Origin of the sequence: Psychromonas ossibalaenae ATCC BAA-1528 (genome assembly GCF_000381745.1) — a bacterium.
Classification (GTDB): Bacteria; Pseudomonadota; Gammaproteobacteria; order Enterobacterales; family Psychromonadaceae; genus Psychromonas; species Psychromonas ossibalaenae.
In genome coordinates, this window is record NZ_KB906970.1 from 138387 (window position 1) to 149734 (window position 11348).

Genomic DNA, 11348 nt, shown 5'->3' on the forward strand with positions numbered 1-11348 from the left:
TTTTCCTTTTCTAAATCTAAACTTGGCGAGGAAGCCCCGCATTAATATTTTTTATTATTTCTGTTTTGGTAATGATTAAAGCCAGTCCTGCCTCCTAAAATATACTTACCGATAAACATAAATAAAAAATCATTTTGTAGGTGTGATTCCTTCAAAGGACCGGCATAAAAATAATTGTCAGGTAATATAATCTACTATTCATAACTATAAATTCATCACTCAATTAATATAATTAAATGAAATATCTATGTATTGTTGATTGTTTCACATTAACTTACTTTGCTGTTTTATTTGGGCTCATCACTGATTTATTCAATGCATATATCTGCTATCGTGATTAATAGGTCAATTGTTTGTATTTTCTGTCGCCGCTTCTCCTGCCGGAGAGAACTAAACTGCTTATATTCAGCTGACCATTTTTTATCTCTTAAAGTTATCTACTTATTCTTTTAATCAAAATTTATTAAGAAAATTAAAGTATTAAGGAAAAAAAATGCAAGTTAGAAATGTTTTTAAAGTACTTTCTAGTGTAGTTATTGCTTCGGCTGTTATTGGCTGCACTAACGATACTGAGTATGTTCATCCACCGATTGCGGACAGTATCGATCTAGGCCCATTTAAATGTACAGAGGAAGAGATAGCTGAAAATGCTGCTAAAGACTGTCGTCTGTACATTAAAGGTTCAATGAACAGCTGGTCAGCTCGGCCAGAAGCGCAGTTACATTATCAAGGCGAAGGCGAATATATTGCTTTATTCAGCATGCAGCCGGGTGATTACTCATTTAAAATATCCGATCCAGATTGGAGCCCTGAGCGCGATTTAGCCGCTAGTGAAGATGTTAATTCTGAGGTGGTATTTGATGTACCGATGGAACTGCAGCGTAAGTACGACGACTTTACTAACCAAAATATGGATATTAATGTCGCTAGTGATGAGGACCAAGTGTATCGCTTCACCTTAGACTCTTCCGAGAGTATTAATAATCCAACTTTACAGATACAGAATATTACAGCAACTGATGCAGATAATCTGACTAAACCAATGTATTTGGTCGGCACCTTTAACGATTGGAGCGCTTCGGGCAGTAGTGAATTTTCTTATGCCGGGGCTGGTAGTTACGAACTTCAAGTTACTTTCGCCGAAGCGGGTACTGTTAGCTTTAATGTACATCAAGGTATCACTGACCCGCTCGTTTACGGCTCTCTAGATGATCAACCAATCTCTTTGAACGAAGGAAAATCGTCTCTTACGACTTATCCCGGCGGAAAAATGTCAGCCCAGATCGAGGCGGGTACTTATGTATTCTCTTTATCAGTACTGGGTGATGGTCAATTAGCGGTTCCATTATCTATTGCAAAAGTGAAAGCGGTTGTGGGGCATGACAGTATTACCGGCAAAAATGTAGAAACTAACTTAACGGGTGATGGAAGTAGTTTTGCTGATTCTTATAGCTGGGCGGCCGCAGGTGACGCTACCGTAATTCTAAGCGATGATAATACTCAAACACCTGTTACTAAGCGTCAAATAGCCAGTGCAGATGCATTGGGGCGTTACACGGTTACCCTTACGACCAATCAAGGTCTTACTTCAGAATCTAGTGCCAGCCAAGATGTCGATGTTATTGAGCTGGAAAAAGCAAAAAATATTGTAATGATGATTGGCGACGGCATGGGCTATGCGCAGCTTGACGTAACCAGAGCTTATAAGGGCGAGGCGTTATTTCTTGAGTCAGGCAAGCACCGTGGTGAGATTAAAACCGCTAATGCTGATACATTAGGTTACGAAAATTTACCAGGTTTAGGTGTTAACTACTACACCGATTCAGCTTCTGCTGCTACAGCAATGGCAACCGGGCGTAAAGTTAGCTCCGGTGTTATTGCTCAGGCTCGACCGGGTGATGCATCTGATTTAGAAACTATTTTAGAATACGCACAAAGCTTAGGTAAATCAGTCGGTATTGTGGCAACGTCACATTGTGTACACGCCACGCCCGCTTCTTTTGCTGCACATGGTCCAAACCGAGATGATTTTATCACACTGTCTCAAAGTATGTACGGCAAGGTAAAACCTAACGTCACGCTATGCGGCAGCAAGCTGGTGGATGGTGTAGATGTGATTAGCGAAGAAGCGACGGATGGTGGTTATACTGTGATTAAGACTAAAACGGACTTAATCCCCGCCATAGCAGCTCTACCCGAAAGTGATGAAAATGCTGAAATTTTATTTGCAGGTATTTTTGGTGAAGATGAAATTCCCTATGTATTACCGCTAGACGAGCAGAAGAGTTATGAAACACAAGATATTCCACAACTTTATGAAATGACAGCGGCTGCGATAGAGATCTTGTCGAAAAACCCGAACGGTTTTGTATTGATGGTAGAAGGGTCGCAAATCGACTTTGCTTCCCATATTAATGATGAAGAACGGATGATTCATGAAACTATTGCATTTGATAAAACCGTCAAAGCGGTGGCTAACTGGGCTGAATTACGCAGTGATTCAATGGTAATTACTACCGCTGACCATGAAACGGGTGGTTTACAGCTTGAAAAAACCAACGGTGTAGGTGAAGTACCTGAAGTGAGCTGGTTATGGGGAAGCCATACAAATGTGGATGTTCCAATTGCTTCTTGGGGTCTTAACTCGCATGTCTTTGTGGGACGTACAGTGGACAATACTGCCGTTTACAATGTAATGCGCGGTGCTTTAGATGCTCAATAAGCTAAGTAAATCATGACCCTGCATGTAAGGGGTATTTTGTATAGGAGATGAGGGCAGGCTTGCATTTTGTTTATGCCGCAAAAGACAAAGCCTGCGCTCTAGTTAGCATGATTTTGAGGAGGGGTATTTAATATTGACCCTGTGTCTGTTCTCTACTTTTCCCAGCATTAAAAAATATTTTTAATGCTGGTTTTTAATCTTGATCCCGCGCCTTTTACTTACTTTCCTAAAAAGTTAAAACTAAAGAGCCGCATCGCTTTCTTGATGTTGGTGATAATCCAGGCAATACTTTTCATTCAGCTATTGACCTGTCTATAGCTTTACAGTTTAAGATGCTGTTTATCACGGCAGTCAGCGCTTATTTTGAGGAATAGATTGATGTACCGAATATCAGAACTGGCGGCGCAGGTAGGTTTGTCCCGCACTACGCTGCTGTATTACGAAAAGCTCGGACTGATTCAAGGGCGGCGCCTTGGAAATGGATATCGTACCTACAGTGACAGGGATCTGCAGCATTTACGGCTGGTACAGCAGCTTCAGGCCGGTGGGTTGACACTCAGTGAATGTAAAGCTTGTCTGGATGCCAAGGTCGAACGCAGTATGCTGCTCAACCGGCTGCAGCTGCTTGATCAGGAGATTGCCAAAAAGCAGCAGTCGCGGCAGCTGCTTGCTGCTCTGCTGGGCGAAGGTGGACTCAAAGAGTGGCACGAGTCTATCGACAAAATAGCACCCGATGCACACCGGGACTGGTTAATAAAGCAGGGCTTTGACGAAAAAAATGCCCTAAGAGTGAAATGGTTATCAAAAGATATGAATGAACATGAACAGTATATGGTTGATTTTATGCGGGTTTTTAAAGGTTTAGACCGATGGGGGCCGGGCTCTGAAGCGGAAACGTTAAAAGCACTGGCAAAAATACCGTTTTCTGTACAGAGCATGTTGGAAATAGGCTGCGGGCAAGGTATTGCCACTACGGTTTTGACAAAGCACTGCTCTGCAAGGATCACCGCTGTGGATAATGAAGAGTCTGCACTGAGACGTTTATCTGAACGCTTAACAGGTGCCGGGCTGGATGGCAGAGTAACTCCCGTATGCGCGAGTATGACAGATTTACCTTTTGAGGCTGCGAGTTTTGACGTTATCTGGGCAGAAGGCAGTGCTTACATTATGGGAGTTGCTCAAGCATTGGCACAGTGGCGCGGGCTGCTTAAAGATAATGGTGTTTTGGTCATCAGTGATCTGGTATGGCATAGCACAAGTCCAAGTGCGGATGTACAGGCGTTCTGGCAGAAAGAGTACCCTGATATGACCACGACTGCAGTGAGGATTGAACAGGCGGAAGCTGCTGGTTATCAAGTACTGGATAACTTTACTCTCAGCGAAAAGGCATGGCAAGCCTACTATCTGCCGCTTCAGGATCGTATTGATGCCCTGAGGTCAGAAATGGCAGGCAGCGCGGTATTTATGGATATAGAAACAGAGCTGGCTGTTTACCGCAAAAATAGAGATGAGTTTGGCTATCAGTTTTTTGTGCTGAAGAAGAGCCGCTCTTAATAATTAATTATACAAAGGTAAATAAATGAATTTTTCAACATATAATCCAAACAGCATTGAAGAAATTAAACAGCTGTTCACTAAAACATTTTCAGATTCAGAAGGTAAGTCAGAAGGCTTAGTAATAGGGAATTTAGCTTATGATCTATTAACTATTACTGATGGAGATGAACTTTATTGTTTTACAGCCGCTGAAGGCGAGAAAATCATCGGTAGTATCATATTTTCTAAACTGACATTTGAAAGTAAGGCTAATGCTTTTCTTTTAGGTCCAGTAGCAGTACATACTAGCTGTCAAGGAAAAGGAATTGGTCAGGAGTTGATTAACTTCGGCCTGAACACTTTAAAAGAGAATGGAGTCGAGCTGGCATTTACCTATGGTGATCCAAATTATTATTCTAAAGTTGGATTTGACCTCGTTGCTGAAAAACAAGTGAAAGCTCCCTTGAACTTAACCTATCCTGAAGGGTGGCTGGCTCAATCCTTGACTGGTGATGAGATTGCTCCGATTGCCGGTAATTCATATTGTGTCGAAGCAATCAGCAAACCTGAATATTGGTAACAGGCCTCTTAAATACTACCTGCTAAATTAGCAAACACCAGCAGAATTATTCACGTGATTAAGCTGGTGCACTTTAATGCTGAATTCGGGCAATATTCGTTAACTGTGAAGGCAAAACACTAATGGGTATTCAACCAGAAGTGTTCACCTTCCTCTATTATGTTTATTAGTTCAGACTAGATCGGACATTACTTGAGCATGATCTCCGAAGGAGAAGCCCCTGCATGCCATAACGCTGACATTCTCTTTATTTTACTTTCCTGATGCTTTGAAAAATGTTTTATAACCCTGACATAGGTAATTTTGCTCTGCTTTACCTGCAGATGACATATCAAAGCGCTGTTTTGGACAGCCGCCACGCGATGCTAACTATTACCTGCAAAAGCTGGACACAAGAAAATATAAACTTGCTGCAGGAGGGAGATATTCAGTTTGCTTTTGGTACCTTACCGCAACAATTTGCTAATGTTCATTCTACCTCAGCAGCCGCGGTATCGAGCTCCGTTTTATTCAGGAAAAATCACCCTCTAGCATTTCAACCTGTTGAATTAATCAATAATATTAAAAATTTCATTTAGTTAACATTAGAGGCGTAGAGCAGTTTGAAATTATTTATCATAAAACATTCTCTAATAAACCTGTCCTATTAGCAGAAACAGGTCTTTGGTTAGCGGTTAATACTATTAAAAATAGTGATGCCATTATGTATGGTCCAACCCCATTTATCCGTTCTTTTGATAAAGATAATGATTTAGCAAGCTTACCGTTAACATTTATAGCAAATATTCCAATCAGCATTAGCTGGCCGACTCAGTTGGAGAATTAGCCACTGCGTCAATGGCTGAAGAATAAAATTATAGAGGTAGGCAGCTGCACCAAATAGCAATGAGCATGCTTTTAACTGCGAACACGCCCTAACTTAAGCCATTTCATCTTTGATAACAGACAAACAAACATCATAAAGCCAGTTATGTAATGCACTGCTGCGATTAGCGGTTTTAACACAATACACAACCTTCAATGGCAGATAAAAAATATCATCAAAGCGGAAATATTTATACTGCTTATCTAGCGCTCTACTAGGTACAAACATAACGTTGTTTGTATTTTGTACTAACTTTAAGCCTAAAGAGAGATGATCCACAAAACCACCATGCTGATAGTGCAATTGATGAGTTTTTAACGTTTCAAGAAAGTGATAACGACGATCATTCCAACCCGACGCTTTTAAGATAAGGGCTGGATAGTCCAATGCTTGCATCAAATTAATTGCCGGATGATCCTTTCGGCAGGCTAAAACCATCTGATCATCGAACAGACATTTTTGGTAGATATGTTGCGGTTTTTCTTCACTTAAAAAGTGCAGCGCGGCTGTCACTTTACCCAACGCCAATTGCTCCTGTGTATCCCGAGTCCAAGTCTGCAGGTCAATCTTAGCCTGTGGCGCCAAGCGCTTTATCTCCTGAAATAATTCAGCCCCAAAACGCTCAATAATGCCCAATGAGCAACTTACAGTCAGGTCTCCTATAAATGAGTGAGCATCAAATTGTTGCTGTGTATCTAAACTTTTTTCTAGGGTAGCCTGCACAGCAAAGAGATCTTCAATTATTGCTAATAAACGCGGCGTAGGCTCAGCACCGCTTTGTGAGGTTACAAACAAAGGGTCGTCATAAGCATCGCGCAGCTTGGCTAATGTTTTACTAATCGTACTAGGTGTTTTACCGAGTACTCTGGCGCACTCCTTTAAGCTCTTCTCTTTATACAAATTGGTTAATACACGAATATCTTTTAACGCAATATCAGTTTCCATTGGTTCACCTTGTAAAGTCGGAACTTTCATCTAGTTATTAACTATAGTGAGCATATCGAAACAAATCGAGAGTTGTTTCAAAAAATAACCTTCTATAGTTCAAAAGGGCAAGATTATGAAAAAGAAAACTAAAATAGCATTAGCTATCGTAGCAACACTGGCCACAATAGGCGGTATTGCAGCAAAAACCATTCTTACTGAGCCAACTCAAAAAGAGTATATGGGGTTCATCTTGACCCATCATGCTAATTTCATGAAAGACCAAGCAGTACAAAGTGGCGGCACCAATAAGTTTGAGCATACACGTCAGCTACCTACTGAAGGTACTGATAACGTTGTAACTCCTGCACTAGACCATATCTACTCTAAAGCTGTGATTGATTTAACCGCAGGGCCAGTATTCTACAAATTACCCGAAGTTGCTGTAGACCGCTACTTCTCTCACCATATTACAGACCAAGAGCATTACACGCTCATGGCTGAATACCACCCAGCGGGAGAGTATGCTGTAGTACGTGCAGGTACAGATTATCAGTGGGTAATTGATCAGTTAGGTGCAGACAGTGTAACGGTATCACCAAGTGACTACCCACACCTATTTATACGTACTCAGGTATATAATCAAGCAGATATTGCCAATGTGCTTCCTATTCAAGACGCAACACAGTTCACTCGTAACCCGGTTAGTAATATTCTGGAGTTTGATAACGCGATTGCATGGGTTTCGACAACTCATGATGTGTATCCTGAAAACAAGACAACAGTTGCAAGCCTTAAAGGTTACTCGCAGTTTGATTACAAAATAGACAGCGTGAAAGTGGGGGCTGCCTTCATGCAGGGTAAGATTGAAGTATTAAACAATATCGGTCTGTACAATGGTATTGAAGATGCAACAACTGACCACGGCCCTCGTGCGATTGGTGTAATTGGTCACTTAGCTTTCCCTGAGTGGCACGCATACTACGAACCATTCCGCGCAGACTGTAACGATGACAAATTCGATGGTTCTAAAGTGTACACGCTTACCCTACCATACGATGCGAAGGTTGAGCATTTCTGGTCAGTAACTCGCTACGATGCAGATACGCGTAATACATACCCGAATACCATCGACCTATATAATGCATATAACACTGAATCTGATGCCGATGGCAACATCACGATCACTTTTTCAAGCGTCGATCCACAGGATGGAAGTTACTGGATGCCGGTGCATCACAATAAAGGTTTCTACTACGTGGTTCGTTACTACGGCATTGACGACAACAGCTTGTTAGCACGCAAGCTTAATTGCGGTAGCTAAACTAAAGTCGTCTTCTGCACCGCAAGTGTTGGCCCAGAAGGTGACTCATACCCATGACACTTCCAAATACTTTGTCAGGCACTAGCTCGTAGATCTAAACAAGGCACAACTTGTTTTGCTGACTTTGTATTTTGAAGTAGCATGGGTATATATCTCGTGCTCTTCAAAAACTAGAGCAGGTAAAAACGGCGGTAGTACAACAGGATATGTATTCATTTACGACTTTAGATAATGGTTACAGTGCAGCATGGATAGAAGCAGATTATGGTCAGGTAAAACAACGCTGGCTATTGGTGCGTAGTGAACAAGCCAAAAAACGCGAACAACATACACTAGAGAAACGCATGTTCAAGGAATCTGCGACTTTATTAAAGTCTTTTAAAAAATTATGTAAACAAGGTTTTTAGTGCTCTTTAGGTGCGAGTAAATCATTAAAAGAATGGCTAAAAGCGTAAGACAATATTGACATTAACGATAGAAATATATTTGAACATGCTGTTTGATGGTTTATGCCGCATTAGAGTATAAGATGAGAAAAAAACTCAAAGCTCAGTCTGCCTATTTTCCCGACTTAAAATACAAACCAACTCAGACGCCAACAGCACGTTGGGTATTTTTTTGCTTTCAAGGTATTGATGTATTAACAATCTCGGGAAATCAAGAATTAGTGTTGAATTTAGAAGGGAGGAACAAAATTATTATTGATTGCTTAGGGACGATATATCAAAAAAATTACTATTGAAAGTAAGATTTTTATTCCTAAAACGGGTGCGAAATGTCGGTTAAAAACACCAAACCTTTGAATTTAAAACCACACCATGCAACCTAGTTTTCTTTTAGATTCGTGGGGGCAACTAACAGCATAATTATACGATGAAGCGCCGTATTTCCAGTGGAAAGACGACAGCACACACTGTTCTGCATATAAAACCACCTGCAGCAGAATAAAGCATGTTTGCTGAAGCCCCGTAAGCAGAATAAACGTATTTTACAGCTGCTCGTTCTGCAGAGTATCTAAAGCTATCTGAATCTGCTGCAGTTTAGATCTTAATTTAAGTATGTTGTTAGGGCCCATTCTAATCATCAGTTTATCAGCTGACGAGAGAGCCTCTAATTCAGGATCTGCAAACTTATACATAGCTGACGGCGCAATTAATTTTATCGGCTCTCTGATAACCGGGGCGTTAAGTACCTTGTCTATTGCATCATACAGGGTGCTGTCAAAGGCGTTTTCCGGGTAGCCGATTTCCTGATAAGCTTCGTCAAACAATGGTTTTAAACGTTGATATTGTGTGATCGCATAATCGATATCCATTGAGTTTATTATGTCGACATAGATGTCGTAGCGATGATAGCTTTGTTCATCAAGATATATCTCATTATCCCGTTTCACCACGCTGAAGTGTTCGCCTGGTTTTGCTAACGGGCTGAAGTTTGATAAAAGCTCTCCGCTGGAGAAGTTGTCGATAAAAACCACAAAGTTTCTAATAATATCCTGGTCACCTAATATAGGGGCATATTCCGGTAGGGGAGAGAGCTGCTGAGCTGATGTTAAAGCGAGACTGTCCGAGTTATTTAATGGGGGAAGTTCGTCTGCCACCGGTGCTTCCGGCGGGGTTTTATCTGCTATCTGCGGCTTGTCATCAACGGACGCAGGTGTTGACTGCGACTCCGTCGGTGCGGCCGCTGCCGGTTTCTGAACCGCAGGCAGCTGCTCTTCGACCAACAGCTCTTGAGCGGGAATGTAAAAATAAACACCCGCCGTAACAGCCGCGAAGACAGCTGCAGTAATAATAGAAATCTTCATTGAGCTAGGTTTGGATGTTCCCTGGTAGTTAGTTAGTGGCGGCATCGTATTTCCTCTGAATGTATAAAACTCTCTATTTTTCTCAACCTGCTGATTTAAAACTTTAAAGCAGTTTGTCTTATTTGTACCGCTAAATTTATTTTATTCTGGAATCATAGAGGATAGAAGCGCCTAAGGTAATCTCAAAATAATATAAACCCTATGTTTTTCTTACTGTTGAGAGGTATATCCAGTTGTGACTGTAAAACTGTGTTTTGGTTCCGGAGTTGATTAAGGGCTAGGGCATAAATTAAGGAAAACTGCCGTTCAGCTTTGACCTTACCCTAAGGGTATAGCTTATTATACTAACGACTAACGACTAACGACTAACGACTAAATCATAAAAATGCAGCTATGAAACGAATTTTGACGGTTATATTAATATTCAAAATACTCTTTATCAGTGCTTTGCCTGTGCAGGCTGAAATAACTTCAGCTGTCAGTATTATGCAGGCTGAAAGCTGTCTGTGTAATGCCGGCGCAGAGAACAGTGTTACTCAGTGCTGTTCCACTGCCGGTGTTTTATCTTTTGCATTTGAAGAGTTAAACCATTTCAGTCACATACCTGCCAGCCGACGCTGCGCTTATTTTGATTCTGCAAATATACTGTTTACTGAGCATGTCACACCGCCGTTTAGACCTCCTATTATTTATCTGTTTGACACTAAGCGATTAAACAAACAAATAACTTAATTTTTAAATGGATAATATGATGAATAAACTCAAAACACTTTTTATAACACTTTCTCTTTTCGCCGGCAGTGCAATAGCAGCTGATATGACCATGTATAAATCCCCCTACTGTGGATGCTGTACAGCATGGGCTGAGCAGCTTGAAGAGGCTGGTTTCGAAATTACTGTTATTGAACAGGCAAATAATAATGAAATTCGCCAAAAGCACGGCATCACTCCTGAGTTGATGTCGTGTCATACAGCTGAAGTCGGTGGATATGCTTTAGAAGGACATGTGCCGCCTGCGGATATTAAACGTATGTTAAAAGAAAAACCAGCGATTGCCGGTTTAGCCGTACCTGGTATGCCGGCGTCTTCACCGGGTATGGATGTACCTGGAAACAGCGATCCTTATCAGGTAGTTGCCTTTACCAAAGATGGTAAAAAAATGGTTTATAATCAGTATAATTACCCTGAAAAATAAATATATTGATAGATGAAAAAAACAGCGCATTGAGCTAATGCCGTTCACTTAAGGTGAACGGCATTTCTTTTTTTAAGCGGGTAGGCATTTTTTGAACATTTCAATTCTCGGGGGGAACGCCTCTCTCGCCTTGCTGGCAAAACAAATTGTTTCGCACTTTTTGTTATATTCATCACATGCTTTGGGATATTTCCTGGTGAGCAAAATGGCAACATCGTTAACTCGTAGATAATATGCATGGATGCACCATGAAAGCTTAGTTGGTTAGGATGTATTCCATCGAGTGACTTTGCCATTAATACCATTTGATAACGTATTAAGTTATACGCTAATAATATCCCCCATAACTCTTGCTTTACTAATTCAGGCTGATTGCTACGTAGCGTAAACTGACT

General features: G+C 41.1%; 8 protein-coding genes and 2 pseudogenes. 7 read left to right on the forward strand and 3 right to left on the reverse strand.

Annotation, left to right across the window (positions count from 1 at the left end):
* The first annotated feature begins 493 nt into the window (after positions 1 to 493).
* The 3 genes from G327_RS0103555 to G327_RS0103565 all read left to right on the forward strand — a co-directional run bounded on the left by G327_RS0103555 (position 494) and on the right by G327_RS0103565 (position 4838).
* Positions 494 to 2722 carry an alkaline phosphatase gene (locus G327_RS0103555; protein ID WP_019613390.1) on the forward strand — a complete coding sequence of 743 codons (2229 nt, stop codon included), beginning with the start codon at positions 494 to 496 and terminating at the stop codon, positions 2720 to 2722.
* Positions 2723 to 3100: 378 nt separating this feature from the next.
* Positions 3101 to 4276, forward strand: coding sequence for a MerR family transcriptional regulator (locus tag G327_RS0103560; RefSeq protein WP_019613391.1), 1176 nt, complete (start codon positions 3101 to 3103; stop codon positions 4274 to 4276).
* A 25-nt stretch (positions 4277 to 4301) separates the two neighbouring features.
* A complete protein-coding gene (locus tag G327_RS0103565) occupies positions 4302 to 4838 on the forward strand; it encodes a GNAT family N-acetyltransferase (RefSeq protein ID WP_019613392.1) in 537 nt (178 codons plus the stop codon).
* Positions 4839 to 5757: 919 nt separating this feature from the next.
* Here G327_RS0103565 and G327_RS0103580 read toward each other — a convergent pair.
* Positions 5758 to 6648: a LysR family transcriptional regulator gene (locus G327_RS0103580; protein ID WP_019613395.1), complete on the reverse strand. Its 891-nt coding sequence runs from the start codon at positions 6646 to 6648 to the stop codon at positions 5758 to 5760.
* Positions 6649 to 6763: 115 nt separating this feature from the next.
* On the opposite strand from G327_RS0103580, the gene G327_RS0103585 reads away from it, so the two are divergent.
* Entirely contained in the window at positions 6764 to 7951 is a 1188-nt protein-coding gene (locus G327_RS0103585) for a DUF1214 domain-containing protein (RefSeq protein WP_019613396.1), read from the forward strand.
* A 146-nt stretch (positions 7952 to 8097) separates the two neighbouring features.
* Positions 8098 to 8693, forward strand: a pseudogene (locus G327_RS27310) (transposase); the annotation flags it as partial.
* Positions 8694 to 8939: 246 nt separating this feature from the next.
* Here the strand turns inward: G327_RS27310 and G327_RS25905 are convergent.
* Entirely contained in the window at positions 8940 to 9803 is an 864-nt protein-coding gene (locus G327_RS25905; RefSeq protein WP_019613397.1) for a DUF3014 domain-containing protein, read from the reverse strand.
* Positions 9804 to 10151: 348 nt separating this feature from the next.
* Between G327_RS25905 and G327_RS0103605 the strand changes: the two genes are divergently transcribed.
* Both G327_RS0103605 and G327_RS0103610 read left to right on the forward strand, forming a co-directional pair.
* Positions 10152 to 10490 (forward strand): hypothetical protein, encoded by a 339-nt coding sequence (locus G327_RS0103605; RefSeq protein WP_019613398.1) that lies wholly within the window; start codon positions 10152 to 10154, stop codon positions 10488 to 10490.
* 19 nt (positions 10491 to 10509) lie between these two features.
* Complete coding sequence (locus G327_RS0103610) at positions 10510 to 10953, forward strand: DUF411 domain-containing protein (protein ID WP_019613399.1); 444 nt, start codon at positions 10510 to 10512, stop codon at positions 10951 to 10953.
* A gap of 44 nt (positions 10954 to 10997) precedes the next feature.
* Here the strand turns inward: G327_RS0103610 and G327_RS27140 are convergent.
* Positions 10998 to 11348, reverse strand: a pseudogene (locus G327_RS27140) (IS4 family transposase); the annotation flags it as partial.